This window comes from Fimbriimonadaceae bacterium (assembly GCA_023957775.1).
Lineage (GTDB): Bacteria > Armatimonadota > Fimbriimonadia > Fimbriimonadales > Fimbriimonadaceae > JAMLGR01.
The window spans coordinates 145,099-168,802 of sequence record JAMLGR010000003.1; the positions used below are offsets into that span (position 1 = coordinate 145,099).

Genomic DNA, 23,704 nt, shown 5'->3' on the forward strand with positions numbered 1-23,704 from the left:
TCATCAAAACCTAATGGCCACCCCGTATCGTGTGAATCGACATGAACTTTTCGCGCTTGTTTGCACTGGTGATTGCCTCGCTGTTTCTCTTCACTCTCTCAACCCCTGCCTCGGCCTACATCGACAGTGGGACGGGCAGCATGTTCCTCCAGGCCGCCATCTCGGGGATCCTCGGAGCCTTGTTCGTCTTTCGAGGCTTTTGGGCCAACCTCGCTTCGCACCTGGGCCTTAAGGCGAAGCCGGCCGCCGCACGAAACAGCAAGAAAAAGCACGCGTGATCGAAGCCGTTCCGGCTTCGTTTCGCGATCCGTCGGGCTACGTCTTCCGAGAAGACGGCGTCCTCTACCGGCATGTTGACGCGAGCTACTCGGCGCACTGGGCGGCTCTGCGATCCAGCGGTTTGCTGCGCGATCTCCAAGAGCTTGGCCTGCTGATCCCCCACGAGGAGGTGGACGCGGCCCGCTCGCCCACCCCGGGGGCCGTCGCCGTGCTTCGGCCAGAGCGCGTGCCGTTCTGGTCTCAACCCTACGAGTGGTGCTTCAGCCAGCTCAAGGACGCCGCCCTCGCCACACTGGACATCCAGGAGCACGCGCTGCGGGCCGGGATGACGTTGAAGGACGCCTCGGCGTACAACATCCAGTTTCTGCGGGGCCGGCCGATCCTGATCGACACACTCTCCTTCGAGCTGCGCGACCCGGGGAGCCCGTGGCGGGCCTACCGCCAGTTCTGCCGACACTTCTTGGCGCCGCTTGCCATGGCCGCGTACGTGTCGCCGGACGCGGGGCTGCTGTCTCGAACGTTCCTCGATGGCGTGCCGTTGGACCTGGCGTCGGCGTCTCTGCCCGGCAAGACCCGCCTCAAACCCGGCTTGACGCTGCATCTTCACGCCCACGCAAGCGCGGAGCGGAAGGCCGATGGAACCCCGCGCCCGCAGTCCGCCTCCGTCGGCGAGCACGCCGCGTTGGGGCTCGTGGACCACCTCCGTTCCACGATCGAGGGCCTTCACTGGGACCCCGGATCGACGGTCTGGGCCGACTACTACGGCAGCACGAACTACTCGGCCGATGCCTTCGGCGAAAAACGGCGGCTGGTCTCCGATTGGATCGCTGCGCTGTCTCCGGCGCCGGCGACGATCTGGGACCTGGGGGCGAACACCGGCGAGTTCAGCTCTTTGGCGGCGCAAAGCGGCGCGCGGGTGGTGGCGTGGGACATCGACCCGGGCGCCGTCGAACGCCACTACCTTGCGGTTCGCGAGCAGGAGGTCCCCAACGTGCTGCCGCTCGTGCAAGATCTCACCAACCCCAGCCCGGCGATCGGCTGGGGACTCGCCGAACGCGAGTCGTTGCTTGACCGGGCGGACGCCGATCTGGCGATGGCGCTCGCGCTCGTCCACCACCTTGCCATTGGAAACAACGTCCCCCTCCCCGCGCTCGCCGAGTTCTTCGCACGACTCGCGCCGCGCCTGATCATCGAGTTCGTCCCGAAGTCGGACTCCCAGGTGCAGCGGCTGCTGGCGACACGCCCGGACATCTACGAGGGGTACACCGAGGAGGGCTTCCGAGACGCGTTCGCCCGCTGCTTCGACACGGTGCGGCACCAGCGGATCGACGGTTCCGAGCGCACCCTGTTCCTGATGGAGCGGCATGGCTGACACCGCGGGGCCGCGCGCGGTGCACCCGCCGTTCTTCGCCCTGCACGCCCCCCTTGCGGTCTATGCGGCCAACGTCTCCCTGATCGCGTGGCCCGCGGTGGTGAAGCCGGCGGCGGCGATTCTGCTGGCCGTTGCGGTCGTGTGGGGAGCCGTTTCCTGGCTCACGCACAGCGCGCGCCGGGGCGCGGCCGCCGCATCGGCGGCGGTGTTCGCGACCTTCGCGTACGGTCCCCTCGTCACCGCGTGCGGCTGGTCCGACGACGGACCTTTGGGCATCGCGGTCTGGGCCCTGTTTGCGGGACTCGCGGCCTGGGGGGCCGCTCGGCTCGCACGCGCCTATGCCGCCACCACAAGCCTCCTCAACGTCGCCGGACTCGCCATGTGCTCGCTGGCCCTGGGAAGCATCGCCGTCACGCGGGTCTCGATCGGCAAGCACCTGCATGCGAACCCGACTCCCGGCACATCCGCGGCGAAGAAGCCCGCCGGCCCGCTTCCCGACGTCGTGCTGATCGTGCTCGACGGGTACGGGCGGACCGACACGTTCGAGCGGCTCTACGGGTTCTCGAACCAGGAGTTCGTCGACGCCCTGCGTCGGCGCGGCTTCTACGTGGCGCAGAACGCCCACTCGAACTACAGCCAAACCGAACTGTCGCTCGCCTCGACGCTCAATCTCCACTACATCCAAGATCTCGTCCCGCCGGGTCCCACGATGGAGGAGGCGCGCGGCATTCTCGACGGGCTGATCCAGCACAGCGAAGTCTCCCGCCGACTCAAGTCGATCGGATACAAAACGATCGCGATCACGACCGGGTTCCCCGCCCTGAGGTTCGAGGGAACCGACCTGGTGCTGGGGTTTGAAGGAGGGAACGCGCTCTTCCTGGACGCGTTGCTCGAGAAGACCCCCTTTCGGCGCAGCAACGCGAGCCGCATCTCCCAGTTCGATCAGCGCCGGGACCTCTTGCGGGCGGCCTTCGACCACCTGGCGGAGTTCGGCTCGCCGAGCGCCGCGCCGCGTTTCATCCTCGTACACATCCTCGCGCCGCACCCTCCGTTCGTCTTCGGCGCGCACGGCGAGGAGGTGCGCCCCAAAGGACCGTTCGGGCTCTGGGACGGCAACCACTACATGGCGGTCCTCGGTAACGTCGAGACCTATCGGGACGGCTATCGGGAGCAGGCGCAGTACATCGCGGAGAAGACGCTGAGAGCGATCGACCGCTTGGTCCAGGGTCGGGGCCAACGCCCGATCATCGTGCTCCAAGGCGACCACGGCCCAAAGTCGCTCCTCAACCAAGACGCCCTGGGAAACTCGGATCTCGACGAAGCGTTCGGCATCCTCAACGCGTACTACGTGCCCGAGGAGCTGCGATCCCGGCTCTACCCCTCCATCTCCCCGGTCAACACGTGGCGCCTGGTCCTCGGGTTCCTGCTCGGGACTCCGATTCCAAACGGGCCCGACCGATCCTACTACGCGCCATGGTCCGAACCGCTCAAGTTCGTGGATGTCTCCCAGCGTCTGACCCCCGCCCTTCCGGGAAGAACGGAGGCAGGGCTATAATGCGTCGGGTAGGAGGTCACGGTTGGCTGGCGTAGCTTTCAAGGGAGTCACGAAGATCTTTGGCAAGGATGTCCGCGCGGTCGATGGACTGTCGCTCGACATCCGAGACAAGGAGTTCATGGTGCTCGTGGGCCCTTCGGGATGCGGGAAGACCACGGCCCTGCGCATGATCGCCGGCTTGGAAGAAGCGACCGAAGGCGACCTCTTCATCGGCGAGACCCGCGTCAACGACGTGGCTCCGAAAGACCGCGACATCGCGATGGTCTTCCAGAACTACGCGCTCTATCCGCACATGAACGTGTACGACAACATCGCGTTCGGACTGCGCCTCCGCGAGCTGAAAGGGTTCTTCTGGCAGATGGGCCACATGGCCGAGGCGAAGCGGATCCGAGCCGACATCGACCGCCGCGTCCAGGAGGCCGCCGAAATGCTCGGCATCGAGATGCTGCTGCACCGCCGGCCGAAGGAGCTATCGGGCGGCCAACGCCAACGCGTGGCGCTGGGAAGGGCAATCGTTAGGAAACCTAAGGTTTTCTTGATGGACGAACCGCTCTCGAACCTCGATGCGAAGCTGCGCATCCAGACCCGCGCCGAACTGATCCGACTCCACCGATCGTTAGGCATTACAACGATTTATGTGACGCACGACCAGGTCGAAGCAATGACGATGGGTCAGCGTATAGCGATCATGAAGGACGGCGTCCTGCAGCAGTGCGACACGCCCGAAGTCGTGTACAACCAGCCCGCCAACCTCTTTGTTGCGGGATTCATCGGTTCGCCCCCGATGAACTTCATCCCCGCGCACGTGCGGCTCCAGGGTTCGGTCGCGCATCTAGACTGCGGCGGGTTCCAACTTCCGCTGCCCAGCGACCACCCCGCCGCCTCGATGCCCGACCGCAGCGTCGTGGTTGGCATCCGTCCCGAATCGATCCACGACCCGGCCCTTCCGCTGAGTTTCAAGGTCGATGCCGGCAACACCCTGCACGCCAAGGTGGAGCTGCTCGAAGCCCTCGGCCACGAGTACGTCGCCTACCTCCGCGTCGGCGAGCTGTCGATCCTCGCCAGCCTCGACGCAGACACGAAAGTGAAGATGGATGCGGACGCGGATTTCGCCTTGGACCTGTCGAAGATCCACGTGTTCGACACGGAGACCGAAGCCGCCATCCGCTAGCTTGCTCGCAAGCCCGCCGAGCGGGCGCGGCACCCGAAAGGCCCCTCAGCTCAACTTCTCGAGCTTCACCTTCGGCTCGGTCATCTCGTCCATCGCGTACCGCACGCCCTCGCGGCCGAACCCGCTGCGCTTCACGCCCCCGTAGGGCATGTTGTCGAACCGGAGCGTCGGGAAGTCGTTCACGATCACGCCGCCCACCTCGAGGGTTTGGAACGCGCGTTCGACCCGGCCCGGATCGCGCGTGAAGACCCCGCACTGGATGCCGTAATCCGAGGCGTTCACCTGCTCCAAGGCCTCGCCGAACTCCTCAAATCGTTGTAGGGTGAGCACCGGGCCGAACACCTCCTCGCATCCCAGCCGCGTGTCCGGCGGCACCCCTTCGATCAGAGTCGGCGCGACCACGTTGCCGTCGCGCGTGCCGCCCGCCAGCACGCGCGCGCCCTTGTCCACCGCCTCCCCGATCCACTCCATCACGCGGTCTGCCGCTTCGGTCGAGATGAGCGGTCCGCACACCACCGACTCGTCGCGCGGATCGCCGGTCGGACAATCGCGGGTCCACTGGGCGAGTCGATCCCGAACCGACTCGTAGCAACGACTCTCGGCCCGAACGTGCTGGACCGAGATGCACACCTGCCCGGCGTACCCGTAACCGCCCGCGGCCAATCGAGGCAGCGCGAACTCCAGATCCGCATCGGCGCACACGATCGCCGACGCGTCGCCCCCGAGTTCGAGACTCACGCGCTTCTCGGGTACCAGTTCCTTCAACATCCAGCCCACCGCGGGCGAACCCGTGAAGCTCACCACCGCCACGCGCGGGTCCACGACCATGCGCTGGGCGATGGAGGAGGACACGTTGACGCAGTTCAACACGCCAGGAGGGCAGCCCGCCTCGTGGATGAGCTTCGCAAGGGCCAGGGTCGAGAGCGAGGACTGTTGCGACGGTTTCAGCACGACGGTGTTCCCCGTGGCGATCGCAGGTGCGATCTTGTGCGCCGCGAGGTTGAACGGCCAGTTCCACGGGACGATGCCCAGCACGACGCCCATGGGAAACCGCTCGACGGAACAGCGGTAATCGACACCTCTCGGATCGAAATCCAAAGGGAGGCTCTCCTGCCCGTAAAGGGGCGCCAGTCGGGCGGCGAGGTCGAACGTCAGGGCGAGGCGGTCCACTTCCCCGCGCGACCACGTGATCGGCTTGCCCACCTCGTCGGTGAGCAGTTCCACCAGTTCGGCGCTCCGCTCCCGGATCAGGCGTGCAACAGCGTCGAGCAAAGTCGCCCGCTCGCGTCGGGTGCTCCTTCGGAAGGTGTGGAACGCATCCACGGCCGCATCGAGCGCCGTGTTCGCCTCGTTCCAACCCCCCTCGGCTGCGGTACCGATCCTGCGCCCGTCGAAAGGCGCCGTCACGACCTGCTTTCCGACGGCCTGATCGCATACGCCACCCACCAGGTGACCGTCGATCAGCATCTCGCAATGGGTCATGTCACCCATTGAACCGCACTTTGACCGGCCCGAGTGGCGAATAATGGAGGCAGATGCGATCGGAGGAGAACACGCGATGATGGTTCGAAAAGTGATCTGCGCCCTGGACACCGGGGATCTCAGCGAAGCCGTGGCGACCGTGCGGCGACTCTCGGACCACGTGGGGGCGTTCAAAGTCGGGCACGCCCTGACGTTGCCCCACGGTTTGGACGTCGTCAAAGCCATCCAGGACGCGGGTGGAAGCCGCGTGTTCCTTGATCTGAAGTTCCACGACATCCCGAACTCGGTCGCCCTGGCCGTGTGCCAAGCGGCCAACTACAACATCTGGATGATGACTCTCCACACCGTGGGCGGCCCCGCGATGATGAGCGCCGCCGTGTTGGAGGCGCGCAACTGTCCGCAGGAGCAGGCTCCCCTCCTCGTGGGGGTGTCCGTGCTGACATCGCTGGACCAGCACGTCCTTTCCGACCACCTGGGTGTTCAGCGAACGCTCGAAGAGCAGATGGTCTATCTCTCGCAGTTGGGCATCGACTGCGGACTCGACGGGGTCGTCTGTTCGCCGCACGAAGTGGCGGCGGTGCGCTCGCGGATCGGCCGCTCCGGCATCATCGTCACGCCGGGGATTCGCCCGCCCAACTTCGATTCGCACGACCAGCGACGCGTCGGATCGGCCGGGCAGGCGTTGGAGGACGGGGCCGACTACCTCGTCATCGGACGCGCCCTCACCGGCAGCCACGACGTCGAGGAGACTCTGGCCAATCTCGGGTTGCTGGAAACCGAAAGCGCGCCTTGATTCGCGAGCAAGACCGGAAAGCCCTCCTCGCCTGGTACGACGCCAACGGTCGAGACCTCCCCTGGCGCCGGACGCGCGAGCCGTACCCGGTGTGGGTGAGCGAGGTGATGCTGCAGCAGACGCAGATCGCAACGGCGCTTCCCTATTACGAGCGATGGATGCGCCGGTTCCCCACCGTGGAAGCGTTGGCCGCCGCGGACGAGCAGGACGTGTTGGCGCTGTGGCAGGGTCTCGGATACTACCGCCGTTGCCGCTATCTCTTGAACGGGGCTCGCTATATCGTCGCGCTGGGACTCCCGACCAGCGCGCAGGGTTGGCTCACGGTGCCCGGGGTTGGGCGCTACACGGCCGGGGCGATCGCCTCGATCTGCTTTGGAGAGTGCGCGGCCGTCGTCGATGGGAACGTCGAACGCGTGTTCGCGCGAACGACGGCGTGCGGCGAGACGGGGCCGACCCTCTATCGGCACGCGTGGGAGTGGGCGGAACGCAATCTCGACCCCCATCGGCCCGGAGATTGGAACCAGGCGCTCATGGAGCTGGGCGCGACGGTGTGCACACCCTCCAAACCCCGGTGCGAGGGTTGTCCGCTCGAACCCTCCTGTGCGGCGCGCCAATCATGGCGCGTCGAGCAGTTCCCCGTGGCCCGAACAACCCCCAGCGTGCGGCTTCGTACCCACGTTTGCTGGGTGCCATTCGAGTCCGGAGCCTTCGGCGTCTGCCAGGTGCCTGCGGGCGAGTGGTGGGAGGGCATGTGGGAGTTCCCGCGCGAGGACGCGACCGACGATCGCGCCGCGGCCGAGGCGCAGTTGCGCGAACGGGTCGGCGCAGGGTGGACGGAGAGCCTGGGCGAGTTCCGCCATACGGTGACGCGCCACCGCGTCGTGCTCGAGGCATCGCTCGTGCGCTGCGACGCCCGTGCGCAAGCGCTGCGCTGGGTGACGCGGAGCGAGTTGGAGGCGCTGGCGATGCCCGCGCCGCAGCGCAAGACCCTTCGGCGTGCACTGGCGCTGCTCGGCCTCGACTGACCCCTGCTCGCGCGGCAAGGGCCTCCCGCCATACTCGGAGCTGGATGCCGCCGACGACAATCCTCTGGTTTCGGAACGACCTGCGCCTTGCGGATCACCCCGCGCTCGAAGCGGCGCTGCAACCGCGTGGGCCGATCGTTCCGGTGTTCGTCGCCCCGTTCGCGTCGGCAGACAGGTGGGCGCCCGGCGCCGCTTCGAACTGGTGGCTCCACCACTCGTTGAAGCGTCTGGACCAAGCGCTGCGCGGACGCGGTTCCCGTCTGGTGCTTCGCTCCGGCGACCCTTCGCGCGAACTGGTCGCCCTGGCTCGGGAGACGGGGGCAAGCCACGTCCTCTGTTCGCGCCGATCCGAACCCGGGGAACGAGCGGCGGAAGATGCCGTCCGCGAGGCGCTTGCCCTGAACGGCGTGGCGCTGGAGTCGTTCCAATCGGGCTTGCTCTTCGAACCGGGAACGATCGCCACCGCCGAGGGCCAGCCCTACCGCGTATTCACTCCGTTTTGGAGAGCGTGCCTGGCGAAGGGCTTGCCCGCCGCGGGAGCCGACGAGCCCGAGACGATTCCCTGCCCGAAATCCTGGCCAGGGAGTTTGGCCCTTGACGATCTCGAATTGATGCCGCGCACGCGTTGGGATGCGGGACTGCACGAGGCCTGGGAACCCGGGCGTCAGGGCGCGATGCAGGCGCTGGAAGCCTTCCTCGGCGGTCCCCTCGACACGTATGCCGAGGAGCGGAACCGACCCGACCTCCCCGGCACATCCCGCCTTTCGCCGCACCTGCACTTCGGGGAGATCGGCGTGCGGGAGGTCGTGGCCGCGTGCTCGGAACGGGACGCCCAGGTCTTCCTTTCCGAGATCGGTTGGCGCGAGTTCGCCCACCACCTTCTCTGGCACTTCCCGAACACGCCCGAAGTGCCCCTCCGACACGAGTTCGCGCGCTTTCCCTGGCGCGACGACGACGCGGCCTTTCAGGCGTGGCGGAAGGGACAGACCGGCTTTCCCTTCGTCGACGCGGCGATGCGCGAACTGTGGTCTACCGGGTGGATGCACAACCGGGCCCGAATGGTCGTGGCGTCGTTCCTGGTCAAGGACCTCCTCATCCCCTGGCAGCGGGGCGCGGAGTGGTTCTGGGACACGTTGGTTGACGCCGACCTGGCGAACAACACGTTGGGATGGCAGTGGACCGCGGGATGCGGCGCGGACGCGGCGCCCTACTTCCGCGTGTTCAACCCGACGACCCAGGGGGAGAAGTTCGACCCGAGCGGCGCGTATGTGCGGCGCTGGGTGCCTGAACTGGCGCCCATGCCCGACACCTGGATCCACCGCCCCCATGAGGCGCCGGAGGAGGTTCTCCGAGGAGCGGCCGTCCAACTCGGCCAAACCTACCCGCTCCCGATTGTGGACCACCCCCAAGCCCGCCGCGACGCCCTGGACGCCTACGAGGACATCCGAAGAAGCACGGGAGCCGGATAACCCCGGCAGCCAAGTCCAACGAGGTGCCACGCCCGCTCGTCGGGCGTGCGTGGGGCAGCGCCGAACCTACGGCTCGATTTCGAGCGAGCGGAAGCGTTTCTCCGTCGCGTCCACGTCCTCGCCAAGCACCTGGTACGCCCAACGGGCAAGCCGCTGCAGCTCCGCGGCCTCCCGACGTTCGGCGGAGCCCGCCGGGAAGTTCTCGGGATCGCATCGCTTGTCGAGCCTCTCGAATTGCTTGCGGATCTCGCCGAACGAGGCCTTCGGTCCCACCCCGAGCAACTTGCGGGCGCGCGCGTTCCGCTCGACCGGGGTGCGCGGTTCGGCCGGCGCGGAGCGTTCGGGCGCAGGCGCCCGCACGGACTCCTCGAGCTCGCGCTCGGCGTCCGACTCCGCAACTCCCTGGATGCGCTCCCACTCGCGGTGCACGTAGCCCCGCAACAGGTCGTAGGCTCGCTTGCCCGTACTCATTCCACTTGGTCCTTGAGAAACATCTCCGCCTCTTCGAATCCTTTGCTGAGCGCTTTGAGCCGCCCCAGCGTCTCCCGCAGATCGTCCGACGACGAGTCGCTCAGCGCATCGTCGGTCACCGCCACGGACAGTCGCGCCTTGATTTCCGAAAGGGCGGCCTCGGCCTGCGTGATGCCCCCTTCCGCCGTCTGCAGCGCTTCCTTCATTTTGGCGAAGTGCGTGGCCTCGAGGCGGCGCGCGTCCAGCGCGGACTGCAGCGCGGCCCTCTCCCCGTCGCTCGTCGCGGCCTCCACCTTCGCCTCCAACGCGCGGACTTCGGCTTCCGCATTCTGCTCCTTCAGGGCATCGCGGATCTGGCGTTGCAGTTGCAGAAGCGAGACGCACTGGGCGAAGATGCGGCGCGATTCCTCCACGGCCTCTGGCCCGATCACCGCCAGCGAAGGGCTGCCGCGGTTGCCGGCCACCAGGGCCTCGAGCTGCTCGCGCAAGCGCCGGATCGGCACCAGCGTCGATCGGTCCTGTGGCGACAAGGAATCCAAACCCAACTCCTCCCGCCGAGCCCTCACGTCATGCATGACCGTCACCATCAGCGCGAAGACGGTCGCCACCAAGCCGCCGGCCACGACCAGCGGCTGTCCAAACACGGCCCCGGCCGCCGTGACCACCAGCCACGGGATCACGATGGGGCGAAGAAGCGCCTTCATGTCAGAACTTCACCCGGACGGTCACCGCCACGTCGGTCACGCGCGACCCGCGCACCTTGACGATCGGCTGCAGCCACGCCCCGTGCTGGATGGGGATCGAGCCCTCGGCCCGGAAAAAGCTCGGCGTTTGGAGCGAGTCGCGACTCCAGGCGACCTTGTACCAGCGATCTTTCGCAAGCTCGTAGGTGACCACGACGTCGGCCACGTTGCGGTCCTCGTCGAGTTCGGAGCTGGGATTCAGCATCGCGATCCATTCGGCGGAGAAGATGAACGAGCCGATGCGTCGCCAGGCGTCCAAACCAAGCAACTGCCCGTATCCTCGGCCCCTACCCGGCCCCTCTTCGGGGCGGCGCACCGCGGTGAACGACCCGGACGAGACGCCGAAATTCTGCCCGACGGCCAGACTGACGCCGATGCGCGTTCCCAACCGCCCGATCACGCCTCGGGGACGGCCCGCGCCGCCATCGCACGCCGCCAACGCGATGGGAAGCCCCTCGAGCACTAGGTTCGTGTCCGCCCGGGCGGCCAACACGCTTTCGCGCAGCAGCCCGTTTCGGGCGAACGGCAGGTACTGCTTGCCCAACCGCCACACGCCCTCGTCCTCGAGGTAGTACTCTTCGATCTGATCCTCGTCGGCATCGTCCTCAATGGGCTGAAGGCGCTCGGTCACCGTGAGGCGAAACCCGGGTTCGAGGATCAGCGAGAGGCCCGCCGTGCTCGGCCGACCCATCGCATCGTAGAAGCGGAAGGACGACCCGTGCCGGCTTTCGGACCGGTAGGTGGGCAACAAATCCATCCGGATCACGACGTCCGGGCTCTGCGCGACCGCGCAGGCCGCCGTCGCGAGCAGCGAAAGGGAAAGCGCCGTTCTCAACCGATCGTCTCCCGAAGCGTCCGCGCCACCTCGTCGAACGGAACTTGCCGCTGCTCGCCCGAGGCGAGGTCGCGCAACGTCGCTGTCCCGCTGGCCAACTCGTCGTCACCCAGGATCATCGCGAACCGGGCCCCGCTCTTCCCCGCCTGCCGAAGCTGCGCGTTGAAGCTGCGTGCCTCCAGGTCCACCAGCACCCGGATCCCGTCGGCACGAAGCGCGCGCACCTGGTCGCGCAGCGCGCCCTCGCACCCCGGCATCGCGATCGCGAAGGCGTCGGCTCCGGGTTCGCTCCAGCAAACCCCCGCGGCCTCCATCGCCAGAAGCGCGCGTTCGATCCCCATCGCCACGCCTACCGCGGGCGTGGCGGGCCCTCCGAGCTCCTTGACGAGGCCGTCGTAGCGTCCGCCGCCGCAAAGCGCGCTCTGCGCCCCGATCGCCTCGGATTGCACTTCGAAGACGGTCTCGGTGTAGTAGTCCAACCCCCGGACGAGGGCGGGCTCGAACGCGTGGCGCACGCCCGCTTCGTCGAGCAACGCCACCACCCGCTCGTGGCGTTCGCGCGCCTCGGGCTCCCAACACGTCTCGATCGTCGGGGCCTCGGCCATCGCGGCGATCATCTTCGGGTCCTTGCTGTCCATCAGCCGCAACGGATTGGCTTCGGCACGCGCCCGAACCTCTTCGGGAAGGTCCTGCAAGAGAGGCTTGGCGAAGGCAAGCAGCGCTTCTCGGTACGCTGCGCGGCACGTTTCGCGGCCCAGCGAATTGAGGAGCACCGTGGCTTCGAGCCCCAGTCGCTCGTAGAAGCGAACCGTGAGTTCGATCACCTCTGCGTCGGCCTCCGGCGCCTCGCTGCCGACCAGTTCGAGGCCCACCTGGTGCGCCTGCCGCAACCGGCCCTTCTGCGGCCGTTCGTACCGAAAGATCTGCGTCACGTAGGAGAGGCGGGCCACCGACCCGGGGGGACACAGGTTGTGCTCGATCACGGCCCGCATCGCCGGCGCCGTGCCTTCGGGCTTGAGGGTGAGGCTGCGGTCCCCCTTGTCGAGGAACGTGTACATCTGCTTGGTGACGATGTCGCTCGTCTCGCCAGAACTGCGCACGAACAGCTCGGTGTCCTCGAAGACGGGCGTTCGAATCTCGCGATAGCCGTACCGTTCCGCCAACGCCAGGAACTCGTTTTCCAGACGCCGGCGTCGGTAAGAGTCGCCCGGGAGCACGTCCTCGGTGCCGCGGGGGGCCTGAAATCGCATAGAGCTATTGTGGCGCATGGCACGCCCGTCAAGCGGGCGTGGCACCCAGCCCCGGAACAGGGCCCTTTGCTACGGTTGCTGGCTCACTTCGACTCGGATTCCGATCGTGGCGATCACTTCGGCCACGGTGCGGCACTCGTCCTCGTCCGCCTGATGCACCACCGATGCGCCGAGGTGGTCGATCTCCCAGGCCTCCATGTACGCCTCGTCCGCTGAGCAGTGCGTGGCGACCATGAGGATGACCATGACCTCCTCGTACGTGTTCACGTCGTTGTTGTAGACGGTCACGAGCCAGCCCTCGCCTTTCGTGTCGCCGTCCGTCGGCTGGACCTCGGGCTTCTCGATCACGCCCGCGCCCGCCATCGCGAAGAGATTCAGTCGGTCCATTCCGGCACAACCTCCGTCACGATTCCGACCCGCGCGATGACCACCGCGGCGGTCGAGCACTCCTGCTGCTCGGCGAAATGAACGGGGGCTTTGCCGTAGTGGTGCGCTTCCCACGCCTCGATCGACGCTTCCTCGACTCCGCAGCCCGTCGCCCGAATCAGGGCGTCGATCACTTCGTCGAACGAGTTGTGGTCGTTGTTGTGGATGACCACCATCCAGCGGTCGCCACGACCGCCGCCCGTGGTCTCATGTGCAGGTTGAAGCGCCGATTTCTCCATAGATGCCAGACGCGGCTCGACAGCGCGCGAGCCACCCCCCTTCAGCCTATTGTACAACGGGTATCGGCTGGGTGATCTCCCCTCGGCGGCCCAACGCCGTCAACAGCAAGAGCACCAGGAGGGCGCCCCCGGCGAGAGCGGTTCCCTCGCGGAGGCCCGGGGGCGTGTAGCGCATCACGACCCGGTGGTTCCCTTCGCTCAGCAACTCCACCTCGCGCCACCGGCCCCCCTTGAGATCGCTCGGCACGCCATCCACCACGACGCTCCAACCCGGCATGTTCCGATCCCGAACCACCAAGGGTCCGGCACCCGATGCCTCGACCACCAAGAAGTCGTAACCCTCGTCCAGAATCTTCGCAGGGCCTTGGGGCGTGAACGCCCGCCCCTGCGTCTGCAGCATCCGGATGCGGACGGCGGGCGCGGCCTCGTCGGGCCGCAGCGGCTCCCAAACCTGCGAAACACCGGCGTCGGCGAGCTTCTCCTCGTCGAATCCAGGCTTGATCAGCATCATGTTGCCGTTTGTAGGCGGCGCCGGATCTTGGCCATCGATCTCCCGAAGCATCGCCACCGTGTCCCGATGGAGGAGGGAGTCGTACCCGCTCACCTCGTGCAGCCGGGAGAGAACGCCCGTGTTGGGCGGCAGCAGCGCGGGGGCGGGCGTCAGGAGCTCCCACTGGGCGTTCACCACGGCGATCCTCTCCGTCGTTTTGGGCACGGCCTCGCGGAGATTGGGATCCGCCGAGGTGCGAAGCAGGGTGCCTGCGCCAAGCACGATCGGGACGAGGATCGCCGCCGGGAGCAGCGTGGCGGACACCGCCTTGCCGCGAGTCCACAACACGACCGCGGCCAAGGTCCCGAGACACGCCAAGAGGGAGGCTGCGAGCCAAGGGGGTGTGCCCTCGGCCGCGATCTGGCCGACGAGACCGTTGCCGCCGGGCACCCACGCGCCCAAGGTGGGAACGAGAAGCCGCAACCCGGCGATCGACACCAGGGTCGCCAACGCCAAGGCCCCGATGGGACCCCGAAGACCCTTCCCCTCCCGAACCTTTCCGGCACTTGCCGCCAGACCCGCGAGCGCGCACGCCGCGATCACGAACAGGACGCCCGCGCGGCCGGGCGAACCGGTGGCCGACCATCCCGGCGCGAAAAAGTAGAGCACGCGGTCCAACGGGCTGCCGAATGCGAGCAGCAGCCCAAGGACGCCGAGAGCCGCCATCCCGCCGGTCCGCGCCTGGGGATTGCGAAAGAGCCCCGGAACGAACAGCAGCGCAAGCACCAGGGGACCGATACCGAGCGCGGATTCCGCGAAGTTCGCCCCGCGCTGCGCGAACGCGGGCCAGAAGAGCGGCAACTGCGTTCCGGGAGAACCCTCCATGGCGATGCCTTCCGTCGGCATCCCCAGGAGCGGCGGGTAGACGAGGCCGATGGCGTGCATCGGCTGCAACGCGCCTGCCGCGTACGCGTCGTACCCTTCCGCCGTCGGCGCGTTTTGGCGATGCGAGAACTCGCCAAAGCGGATCGTGGGAAGCAACTGCGGGGCTGCGAGGCATCCGGCGAACGCCAGAGCCGCCAGCGTCGCGGCGGCCGTTCGCCATTCGCCGAGCGGCCGCCACAGCGCGAACACGGTCGCGGCCATCAGCCCATAGGCCGCGAACTGGAGATGCCCGCCCAGCAGCATCATCGCGCCGGGGACCGAGACCCACGGGATTCTGCGCCAGCCGTCGCGCTGCACGAACGCGACTCCGGCCAACACCCAAGGGATCCACGCGCACGTTGAAACCACGCTCGGCAACGCCGTCCATGCGATCAGGAACGTCGACGTGGCGAACAGCACGCCTCCCAAGACGGCGCCCCACTCCTCCCCACCCAGTCGAAGACAGAGACGACGCATCCCGAGGCCGGCGACGAACAGGTGGAACCAGGCGAGAAGCGTCAAGGCCGGCACCAGCGGCACGTGCAGCAGGCCGAGGAGGATGTGGGGCGGATAGAACCCGCCGGACTGGGAGTTGGCGAGAAGCGGCGTGCCGCACAGCGAATACGGGTTCCACGCGGGGATCTGCCCCGAGCCCCACGCTTCGAAGACCATCGAGCGCCACCCCGCGAACTGCAGGACCGCATCGGCTTGCAGGACGTCCCACGGTTGCGCCGGCGCAGGGCCCTTCCACGGCGCCATGTGGCGAATCTGGTCCCAGGGGCCGATGGCCTCGCCAAGGAACACGGCGCGCCACAGGGGAATCAGCGGCACGAGGGCGAGCACCAGGACGGGCCACCACGCGCGCACTCGACTCATGCGAAGATCATACACGCGCCGAACAGGGGCTCTAGGGGCAGTACTCGATCTGGCGGCGCGCCTCTTCGTGGTCGGGGTCGACCGAGAGGATGAACCGGAAGTGGCCGCACGCCTCATCGGATTCGCCGAGCATCATGGCGGTCATCGCCAAATCGTAACGGGCCTTGAGGTGATCGGGATAAGCCTTGACCAGCTCCCGCAAGGTGGTCAGCGAACCGTCGAAATCACCCTCGAACCCCTGGATCAAGCCCATCTGCCACGTCGAGTCGGCGTGGGAGGGTTCTGCGGCCAAGACTTTCCGAAACTCCGTCTTGGCCTCTTCGTAACGACCCTCGCAGCGGAGCTCGTAGCCTCGTTGGTAGGTCGTCGCGGTGTCCATGGTCTGAGCCATTGAGGGTGGGCGCAGTATATCACACGCCCCCACCCTATGCAAAATACGGAGTTAGGCCGGACCGGGTTCAAGCCGCGTGGGCGAACCCTTCGGCTTTCGATCCGCTTCCGCCACGATCTCCGGGTCCTTGTCGGTGTCCACAGGCTTCGCGACGGGCGGAAGTTCCGGGAGCGTCTCCCCGGCGAGCACGGCGAGAAACTCCTCGCGGTTCAAGGACTCTCTTTCGAGCAACGCCTGCACGACCGCGTCGAGCTTCGGCCGGTTGGCCGTGAGGATCTCCGTGGCGCGTCGGTGACAGCCGTCCACGATCGACCGGACCTCCTCGTCGATCATCTTCGCCACGTCTTCCGAGTAGTTGCGCTCGTCGTGGTAGTCGCGGCCAAGGAACGGGTTGCTGCTCCGCTTGCCGAGAGCGAGCGTGCCGAGCTTCTCGCTCATGCCGTACTGGCACACCATCGCTCGTGCGATGCGGGTGACGCGCTCCAAGTCGTTGCTCGAGCCGGTCCAAACCTCGCCGTACACGACCTCTTCGGCGACCCGGCCACCCAGGAGTTCCGTGATGTCGTCCGTCAGCTCGTGTTCGCTCACCAGGTACTTGTCCGTCAGAGGCACCGACCACGTGGAGCCGAGCGACATGCCGCGCGGGAGGATCGTCACCTTGTGCACGGGGTCGCAGTTCTCTAACAGCTCGCCGATGATCGCGTGGCCCGCCTCGTGGTAGGCGATCACTTCGCGCTCCTTCTTGTCCAGCACGCGGCTCTTGCGTTGCGGACCCGCCACGACCCGGTCGAGCGCTTCCTCCAGGTCTTCCTGGTGGATCTTCGACTGATTGCGGCGCGCAGCAAGCAGCGCGCCCTCGTTGAGCATGTTCGCCAAATCGGCGCCGGTGAACCCGGGCGTGCGCTTGGCCAACACGTCGATATCGATGCCCGAATCGAGCGGCTTGCCCTTCGAGTGGATCGAGAGGATCTCGGCCCGCCCCTTGGCGTCGGGCACATCCACCACGATCTGCCGATCGAAGCGGCCCGGCCGAAGCAGCGCGGGATCGAGCACGTCGGGCCGGTTGGTGGCCGCGATGAGGATCACCCCGCTGTTGGGATCGAAGCCGTCCATCTCGACGAGAAGTTGGTTGAGGGTTTGTTCGCGCTCGTCGTGGCCTCCGCCGAGCCCGGCGCCGCGCTGGCGCCCGACCGCGTCGATCTCATCGACAAAGATCAGGCTGGGGCGGTGGGCCTTGGCGGTATCGAACAGGTCGCGCACGCGCGCGGCGCCCACGCCGACAAACATCTCGACGAAGTCCGAGCCCGAAATGTGGAAGAAAGGCACGCCCGCCTCGCCAGCGATGGCGCGCGCCAGATACGTCTTGCCGACGCCTGGAGGACCCGTGAGGAGGATGCCCTTGGGGATCTTCGCTCCCAACGCCGCGTACTTCTTGGTGTTCTTCAGGAAGTCGACGATCTCGAACAGCTCCTGCTTGGCCTCGTCGATGCCCGCCACGTCCTCGAACGTCACCTTGGGGCTGTTTTCGCCGGCTCGCTTGGCCTTGCTCCGACCAAAGCTCATCGCCTGGCTTCCACCCATCTGCGCCGGCTTGATCACGAAGAAGTACAGCAGCGCAAAGATGAGGATTGGGACCGCAAGCATCGACAGAATGCCGATGAGCCCCTGGCTGATCGGCGGCCTCTCGTACTTGATGGGTGCTCCCGTTTTCAGGATTTGCTCCTGGATGGCCGTCGAGCCTGCAGACTCGAGACTCGGGACGCTGACGACGAACTTCGTTCCGTCCGTGAGCGTGCCGGAGATCTCATCCTGTTGCCACACCCCCTCCTCGACGTTCCCGTTCGTCATCTCCTTGATGAGGTCGGGAAGCTGGAGCGCTTTGGGCTTCTCGCCAATCAACGTCGACGCCCCGCCGCTGAACAGGTTCATGGCGAAGATGATGGCGATGACGAAGATGACGGATGCGAAGAGCGTTTTTGCTGCTTTGTTCAAAGGGCCTCCGGAGGGCGACGAGTCGCGTCTCCTTGTTTAGCGTACGCTTCGCGCGCCCGCCACGTTTCTCTCTAATTATGGCTGGAGGGTCCCAAAAGCGGACCAAACCGAATCCGCAAGGCATCCTGGGCGCGGGCATCCGCCCGGACTCGGGTGGAGACGCGCAGGCCGGGAATCCAAACCGGACCGACGAAATCGCAGACGATGGGCAGCAGGCGGCGGGCCGATTTGGACAGCTTTGCCGCTGAAAACAGGTCCTTCACCTTCTTCTTCCCCTCGCCGCACTCGATCGCGTCGCCGGGTCGGGCGGGCCGCACGTGAAGCTCTCCCCGCACCTTTCCAGGGTCGAAACAAGCCGTCAGGGGATCGACCTCGACGGGACCGCGGTCGATCGCGAACCGCCACCCGAACGTCTCGCTCGCCGTCTCCCCAGGGGTCGCAAGCGTGGCCCTGGCCGCCATCGGCTCGCGCGTGCTCGCCACCCGGAGGGTCGCCTCGTCCCACTCCGCCACGGCCGCGCCGTCCTCGGCGGTCACGCTTCCCAGGGTCTCGTGCCCGAGCCCCTCGAGGACCTGCGCGACGTGCTCGTACGCGAACGTGCCGCCCACCACGGCCCCGGCGAGCCGAACCGCTCGGCGCAGCAGCGGCCTCGGAACGTGCGCCAACCGCATCCGGTCCAGCACCACCTCCGCGTCCTGGGCCACAAAGCGCAAGGGACCGTTCGGCTCGAGTTCGCACCGTTCCAGGGCCGCCGCCGCCATCGAATCGAGCAGCGCATCCTCCTCTGCGGCGAGGCGCGCCATCCGTTCGATCGCCTCGTCGCATCCGGGGTGGCAAAGGCGCAGCTCGGGAAGCACGCGGTGGCGGACGCGGGCGCGCGCGAACGCGAGATCCTCGTTGGACGGATCGTCGTGGGTCCACAAGCCCTTGGCTTCGCAGTACGCGCGCGTCTCCGCGCGCGTGAACTTCAGGAGTGGGCGCACGATGCCGTCGCGCGCTTCGGGAATGCCCGCCAGCCCGCGCAGGCCCGTTCCCCTCGACAGGTTCAGCAAGACCGTCTCGAGGAGATCGTCGCGGGTGTGCGCGGTGGCTACGAGGGTGGTGTGGGCAAGCCCCTGCACCTGTCGGAAGAACTCGTAGCGCGCGTTCCGCCCCGCCTCTTCGAGCCCAATCCCCTGCCTTTTCGCAATCGCGGGGACATCCGCGCGTCCGGGATAGAACGGGACGCCCAACTCGGCGCAGAACGCCTGGCAGCGCTCCATCTCCCGCTTCGCCTCTTCCCGCTGTCCGTGGTGGAGGTGGGCCGCCACCACGGGCACGCCGAGCGCGACCAGCAGATCGAGGAGGCACGTCGAATCGGGTCCGCCGCTGTAGCCGACCAATACGAGATCCTCCGGGGCGATGAGCTGGGACGACTCCAGGTGCGCGCGAAAGCGCTCGAGCATGGGCCGATTCTACCGATCGCGCACAAAATGCCCATGCGGGGCACCCAATGCCGTGGTCGATGGGGTATTCCCAAGGGACCAGCCAGCAACCGGACTTGCGCGGGGCCTTCCTGCGTGCGTCCCCACCCAAACGCGACACAGGAGGCCGAGGCATGCGAACAGACGACCAGACGTTCCTCGACCAGCTCCGCGCCCTTGCCAAGCTCGACAACCCCGAGGTGGTGCGCGAGGAGCTGGAGCCTGTCCGGCTGGAAGACCTCGCCGAGGCGTTCACGCGTCTCGAGCACGAGGAGGCCCTGGCGATCCTCAACCAGCTCGACGAAGGGACGGCCGCCGATATCCTGGTCGAAGTCCCCACGGAGACGGCGCGCAAGCTGATCAGCGAGCTTCCCGACGACATGCTCGCGCACTACCTCGACATCTTGCCGATGGACGACGCGCTCGAGCTGCAGGAAGAGCTCCCGCCCGAGCGTTTCGAGGCGCTGCTGGAGGTCATCCCCGCCGAGGATCGCCTCGAGATCCGGCGCCTGATGACCTATCCCGAGGACTCCGCGGGCCGGATCATGACGGAGGACTTCCTGGCCGTGCGGCCGGAGGACACCGTCGAGGAGGCGATCCGCCTGATCCGCGAGGCGCCCGAGGAGGAGTACGAGTCGGTCAACGACATCTACGTGCTCACGGAGGACGGCCACCTCGTGGGCGTGTTCAGCCTGCGCGAGGCGATTCGCGCCGAGCCAGACCAGCTTGCGCGGGACATCATGGAGGGCGACCTGGTGACGTGCTCGCCGCTCACGCCCGCGGAGGACGTCGCTCGCCAGATCGCGCGGTACGGATTCTACGCGATGCCCGTGGTGGACGGGCGTGGGCGGATGCTGGGGTTCGTCACGGTGGACGACGCCCAGGAGATCCTCAGCGAGGCGGACACCGAGGACGTGCTGGCCCTGGGCGGCGTCTCGGGTGACGCCGAGGCGTACCTATCGCTCAGCATCCCGCAGCTCGTCCGAAGGCGGCTGCCCTGGCTCTTCATCCTCTTCGTCGCGGAGACGTTCACGGGAGCGGTGCTTAGGCACTACATCGGCGGCGCGAAGGACTCGACGATGGGGCATCTGGCGATCATGGCCCAGCTCAGCCTCTTTATCCCGCTCCTGATCGGCGCAGGCGGCAACTCGGGCTCGCAGGTGACGACAACGATCACCCGCGCCCTCGCGGTGGGCGAGGTGAAGACCTCGGACTTCCTGATCGTGTTTCGGCGCGAGTTCGTGACGGCGCTGTTCGTAGGGTGCGCGTTGGGGACCGTCGGGTTCGCCCGCGCCTATTTCGGCTGGGCCTCGGGATGGCACGTGTCGCTGATCGTCGGCATCGCGCTGCCCGCGATCGTGATCTGGGCGGCGACGGTCGGGAGCGTGCTTCCCTTGGCCGCCAAGCGGGTCGGCATCGACCCCGCGGTGATGAGTGCGCCCTTCATCACCACGTTCGTGGACGCCACGGGGCTCATCATCTACTTCGAAATCGCCCGCAGGGTGCTCGGCCTCGAGTTTTAGGGTTCGAGAACACGCCCGTCCAGCGGGCGTGTCCCCCTAACTCTTTTCGAGGGCGAGGCGGAGTACCTGGTCGGCGCGCTTCACGAAGTGGACGGTGAGGGCCTTGCGGATCTCCTCCGGCACCTCTTCGTCAAAGTCCTTGCGGTTGTCCTCGGGCAGGATCAGGGTGTCCACCCCGGCCCGATGCGCGGCGAGCACCTTCTCCTTGATGCCGCCCACGGGAAGGACCTGGCCGGTGAGGCTCATCTCCCCGGTCATCGCGAGGCGCGGCTTGATCAGGCGGCCTGTGAGCAGGGACACCAACGCGGTGAGCATCGTGACGCCCGCGGACGGGCCGTCCTTGGGAACGGCGCCTGCGGGGACGTGCACGTGCAGTTCCGACTTCTCGAAGACCGTAGGGTCGATCTTGAGCTGCTTCGCATGGCTGCGCACGTAGCTGAGCGCCGCGGTGACGCTCTCCTTCATCACGTCGCCGAGCTGCCCCGTGAGAATCATCCCTTTGGAACCCGGCATGACCGCGGTTTCGACGAACAGGACGTCCCCCCCGACCGGCGTCCACGCCAGCCCGACGGCCGTGCCTGGAATGCGGTCGCGCTCCAAAACCTCCTCGTGGAGGTAGCGCGGCGCCCCAAGCGCGTTCTGCACGAAGCGCGGCGTGACCACGACCTTCGCCTTGCGCCCTTCGGCGAACAGGAGGGTGGCCTTGCGGACGACGTTGGCGATCTCCCGTTCGAGGTTCCGCACGCCCGCTTCACGGGTGTAGAAGCGGATCATGTTGCGAAGGGCGGTCTCTTTGAACTCGATCTGCGCCGGCCGCAGCCCGTGCTCCTCGACCTGTTTGGGAATGAGGTGCCGCTTCGCGATCTCGAACTTCTCCTCTTCGGTGTAACCCCCGAGTTCGATGACCTCCATCCGGTCCCGCAACGGAGGCGGAATCGTGTCCAGGCGGTTGGCCGTGGTGACGAAGAACACGCGAGAGAGGTCGAATGGGGCGTCGATGTAGTGGTCGCGGAACGTCGAGTTCTGCTCGGGGTCCAACACTTCGAGCAGCGCCGAGGAAGGGTCGCCTCGGAAGTCGTTGCCAAGCTTGTCGATCTCGTCGAGCATGAACACCGGGTTGTTGGTGCGCGCGCGCCGCAACCCCTGGATGATCTGCCCGGGAAGCGCGCCGATGTACGTGCGCCGATGGCCCCGAATCTCCGCCTCGTCGCGCATGCCGCCCAGGGAGATGCGAACGAACTCCCGCCCCATCGCATGGCCGATCGAGCGGCCGAGGGACGTTTTGCCGACGCCGGGAGGTCCCGCGAAGCAGAGGATCGGTTGCCGGATCTTGCCGTCCTTCTTCACCTTCCGCACGGCCAGAAACTCGATGATCCGCTCCTTGATCTTGTCGAGGCCGTAATGGTCGTCGTCGAGGATTTTCTTGACGTTGTCGAGCTCGATGGCGTCGTCGGTGGATTTCGACCAGGGCAACGCGACCATCCAATCGATGTAGGTGCGCGCGACGGAGTATTCCGGGGAACCGGGCGACATGCGGCGCAGCCGATCGAACTCGCGGTTCACCTCGTGCAGGGCGTCGTCGGTCATCCCCGCGGCATCGATCTTCTCGCGCAGCTCGTCGAGCTCTTCGGCGCGTTCGTCGCTCTCGCCCAGTTCGCGCTGGATGGCCTTGAGCTGCTCGCGCAGGTAGTACTCGCGCTGGCTCTTGCTCAGCTCCGTGTTGACTTCGCTCTGCACCTTCGAGCTGAGTTCGAGAACCCGGACCTCCTTGCCCAGCATCTCCAGGAGCGACCGCAGACGCTCCCAAAGGTCCTGCGATTCGAGAATCCGCTGCTTCTCCTCCACGGAGAGCGTCATATGGGCGGCCACGAGGTCGGCCATCACCGGCGTCTCCTGGACGGCCTGCGTGAGCGTTCGCAGCTCTTCCGGAAGTTGGGGCGAGAGCCGCACCGCTTGTTCGAAGAGCGCGGCGACCGAACGCCGCAGCGCCTCGACCTCTTCGGTCTTGTCCGGCGCGAGCGGCGGCTCGTCGATCACCTCGATGCGCGCGGTGAGGTAGGGGTGTTCCTGGATCTGCTCGACAATGCGGAAGCGCGAGACACCCTGGACGATGAGCCTCACGGCGTCGGGCATTTTGACGAGCGTCCGGATGATCACGGCGCACCCGTACTCGTAGACGTCGTCGAAGGTCGGGTTCTCCGTCTGCGGCTTCTTCTGCGCGACGACGCCGATGACGCGGTTGTTGCCCACGATGCTCTCGTCGATGAGCTGCACGCTCGCCTCGCGCGCCACGCTGAGGGGAGCGATGAGCATCGGATAGATCACCGAGTCGCGAAGCGGAAGGATGTTGAGGATCGGCGGAATGTCGGGCTTCGGCTCGTCCTCGCCGAGGTTCTCGATGCGCGGCTCGCTGCTCTCGAGATCGAGGGTTTCGTCGTCGACCGGTGTCTTGGTTTCAGGCATTTTCACTCTCCGCCTCGACCTTGGGAATGCGCACGAGCATGATCCCGTTGCTGTAACGAGCCTCGATGCGCTCCATGTCCAGCGGGATCTCCGGCAGCTTCACTTCGCGAAGAAACTCTCCGTAACAGATTTCAAGCTGGTAGAAGCCGGTCTTCGCGCAAGCGGGCGCTGTTTCTTCGTTCCGGACGCCGCGAATCAGCAGCGTGTTGCGGACGGCGTTGCCGATCACCTGGATGTCGCGGCCGCGCACGCCTGCGATTTCGGCCTTGACGACGATCGCGCCCCGCTCTTCGAGCACGTCCACCCGCGGCTCCCAACCGCTCGAACTGGCCAGGGTCGGCCCCGAGCGGAACATCTCCTCGCTCAGCCGCTGCAACTCGGCGCCGAGCTGCCAGAACCAATCGTCCGTTTCACGCCGGGCCATCTCTTCGATTGTACCAACGGAATCCCCCGACACCCCAATCGGCGGCCG

The 23,704-nt window shown here is 66.8% G+C and carries 21 protein-coding genes; 8 read left to right on the forward strand and 13 right to left on the reverse strand.

The genetic code is table 11. From position 1 onward, the window contains the following. The first annotated feature begins 41 nt into the window (after nucleotides 1-41). From M9921_03755 to ugpC, 4 genes are read left to right on the forward strand one after another with little or no spacing between them, the layout of a single operon-like run. Nucleotides 42-278 (forward strand): hypothetical protein, encoded by a 237-nt coding sequence (locus M9921_03755; GenBank protein ID MCO5295950.1) that lies wholly within the window; start codon nucleotides 42-44, stop codon nucleotides 276-278. Further along, nucleotides 275-1,651, forward strand: a complete 1,377-nt coding sequence (locus M9921_03760) for a class I SAM-dependent methyltransferase (protein MCO5295951.1) — start codon at nucleotides 275-277, stop codon at nucleotides 1,649-1,651. Before M9921_03755 ends, M9921_03760 begins: the two co-directional genes overlap by 4 nt. Beyond that, complete coding sequence (locus M9921_03765) at nucleotides 1,644-3,206, forward strand: LTA synthase family protein (GenBank protein MCO5295952.1); 1,563 nt, start codon at nucleotides 1,644-1,646, stop codon at nucleotides 3,204-3,206. Before M9921_03760 ends, M9921_03765 begins: the two co-directional genes overlap by 8 nt. A 22-nt stretch (nucleotides 3,207-3,228) precedes the next feature. Continuing rightward, nucleotides 3,229-4,377, forward strand: a complete 1,149-nt coding sequence (ugpC, locus tag M9921_03770; protein ID MCO5295953.1) for a sn-glycerol-3-phosphate ABC transporter ATP-binding protein UgpC — start codon at nucleotides 3,229-3,231, stop codon at nucleotides 4,375-4,377. Between the two features lie 45 nt (nucleotides 4,378-4,422). Here the strand turns inward: ugpC and M9921_03775 are convergent, their stop codons facing one another. After that, nucleotides 4,423-5,859 carry an aldehyde dehydrogenase family protein gene (locus M9921_03775; protein MCO5295954.1) on the reverse strand — a complete coding sequence of 479 codons (1,437 nt, stop codon included), beginning with the start codon at nucleotides 5,857-5,859 and terminating at the stop codon, nucleotides 4,423-4,425. Between the two features lie 76 nt (nucleotides 5,860-5,935). On the opposite strand from M9921_03775, the gene pyrF reads away from it, so the two are divergent. From pyrF to M9921_03790, 3 genes are read left to right on the forward strand one after another with little or no spacing between them, the layout of a single operon-like run. Continuing rightward, nucleotides 5,936-6,652 (forward strand): orotidine-5'-phosphate decarboxylase, encoded by a 717-nt coding sequence (gene pyrF, locus M9921_03780; protein MCO5295955.1) that lies wholly within the window; start codon nucleotides 5,936-5,938, stop codon nucleotides 6,650-6,652. After that, complete coding sequence (locus tag M9921_03785) at nucleotides 6,649-7,677, forward strand: A/G-specific adenine glycosylase (GenBank protein ID MCO5295956.1); 1,029 nt, start codon at nucleotides 6,649-6,651, stop codon at nucleotides 7,675-7,677. Before pyrF ends, M9921_03785 begins: the two co-directional genes overlap by 4 nt. Nucleotides 7,678-7,721: 44 nt before the next feature. Then, nucleotides 7,722-9,146, forward strand: coding sequence for a DNA photolyase family protein (locus M9921_03790; GenBank protein MCO5295957.1), 1,425 nt, complete (start codon nucleotides 7,722-7,724; stop codon nucleotides 9,144-9,146). A 66-nt stretch (nucleotides 9,147-9,212) separates the two neighbouring features. On the opposite strand, the gene M9921_03795 is transcribed toward M9921_03790, so the two are convergent. The 10 genes from M9921_03795 to tilS all read right to left on the reverse strand — a co-directional run bounded on the left by M9921_03795 (nucleotide 9,213) and on the right by tilS (nucleotide 19,228). Further along, nucleotides 9,213-9,617 carry a J domain-containing protein gene (locus tag M9921_03795; protein ID MCO5295958.1) on the reverse strand — a complete coding sequence of 135 codons (405 nt, stop codon included), beginning with the start codon at nucleotides 9,615-9,617 and terminating at the stop codon, nucleotides 9,213-9,215. Continuing rightward, nucleotides 9,614-10,321 (reverse strand): hypothetical protein, encoded by a 708-nt coding sequence (locus tag M9921_03800; protein ID MCO5295959.1) that lies wholly within the window; start codon nucleotides 10,319-10,321, stop codon nucleotides 9,614-9,616. Before M9921_03800 ends, M9921_03795 begins: the two co-directional genes overlap by 4 nt. A 1-nt stretch (nucleotide 10,322) precedes the next feature. Then, nucleotides 10,323-11,195, reverse strand: coding sequence for a hypothetical protein (locus tag M9921_03805; protein MCO5295960.1), 873 nt, complete (start codon nucleotides 11,193-11,195; stop codon nucleotides 10,323-10,325). Then, the gene (hisS, locus tag M9921_03810) at nucleotides 11,192-12,445 is read right to left on the reverse strand and encodes a histidine--tRNA ligase (GenBank protein ID MCO5295961.1); all 1,254 of its coding nucleotides are present in this window, start codon (nucleotides 12,443-12,445) and stop codon (nucleotides 11,192-11,194) included. The genes M9921_03805 and hisS overlap by 4 nt, the downstream gene beginning before the upstream one ends. 69 nt (nucleotides 12,446-12,514) lie before the next feature. After that, entirely contained in the window at nucleotides 12,515-12,832 is a 318-nt protein-coding gene (locus tag M9921_03815; GenBank protein ID MCO5295962.1) for an ATP-dependent Clp protease adaptor ClpS, read from the reverse strand. Continuing rightward, nucleotides 12,820-13,047 carry an ATP-dependent Clp protease adaptor ClpS gene (locus M9921_03820; GenBank protein ID MCO5295963.1) on the reverse strand — a complete coding sequence of 76 codons (228 nt, stop codon included), beginning with the start codon at nucleotides 13,045-13,047 and terminating at the stop codon, nucleotides 12,820-12,822. The genes M9921_03815 and M9921_03820 overlap by 13 nt, the downstream gene beginning before the upstream one ends. Nucleotides 13,048-13,156: 109 nt before the next feature. Further along, complete coding sequence (locus tag M9921_03825; GenBank protein MCO5295964.1) at nucleotides 13,157-15,400, reverse strand: YfhO family protein; 2,244 nt, start codon at nucleotides 15,398-15,400, stop codon at nucleotides 13,157-13,159. A 31-nt stretch (nucleotides 15,401-15,431) separates the two neighbouring features. Beyond that, a complete protein-coding gene (locus M9921_03830; GenBank protein ID MCO5295965.1) occupies nucleotides 15,432-15,791 on the reverse strand; it encodes a tetratricopeptide repeat protein in 360 nt (119 codons plus the stop codon). 51 nt (nucleotides 15,792-15,842) lie between these two features. Next, nucleotides 15,843-17,783, reverse strand: a complete 1,941-nt coding sequence (gene ftsH, locus M9921_03835; GenBank protein MCO5295966.1) for an ATP-dependent zinc metalloprotease FtsH — start codon at nucleotides 17,781-17,783, stop codon at nucleotides 15,843-15,845. Nucleotides 17,784-17,854: 71 nt separating this feature from the next. Next, nucleotides 17,855-19,228, reverse strand: a complete 1,374-nt coding sequence (gene tilS / locus M9921_03840) for a tRNA lysidine(34) synthetase TilS (protein ID MCO5295967.1) — start codon at nucleotides 19,226-19,228, stop codon at nucleotides 17,855-17,857. 152 nt (nucleotides 19,229-19,380) lie between these two features. Here tilS and mgtE point away from each other — a divergent pair, with 152 nt between their 5' ends. Beyond that, nucleotides 19,381-20,769 (forward strand): magnesium transporter, encoded by a 1,389-nt coding sequence (mgtE, locus tag M9921_03845; protein MCO5295968.1) that lies wholly within the window; start codon nucleotides 19,381-19,383, stop codon nucleotides 20,767-20,769. Nucleotides 20,770-20,805: 36 nt separating this feature from the next. Here mgtE and lon read toward each other — a convergent pair whose 3' ends face one another. Further along, nucleotides 20,806-23,232 (reverse strand): endopeptidase La, encoded by a 2,427-nt coding sequence (gene lon / locus M9921_03850; protein ID MCO5295969.1) that lies wholly within the window; start codon nucleotides 23,230-23,232, stop codon nucleotides 20,806-20,808. Beyond that, nucleotides 23,225-23,656, reverse strand: a complete 432-nt coding sequence (locus tag M9921_03855) for an Hsp20/alpha crystallin family protein (GenBank protein MCO5295970.1) — start codon at nucleotides 23,654-23,656, stop codon at nucleotides 23,225-23,227. Before M9921_03855 ends, lon begins: the two co-directional genes overlap by 8 nt. Nucleotides 23,657-23,704 lie beyond the last annotated feature (48 nt).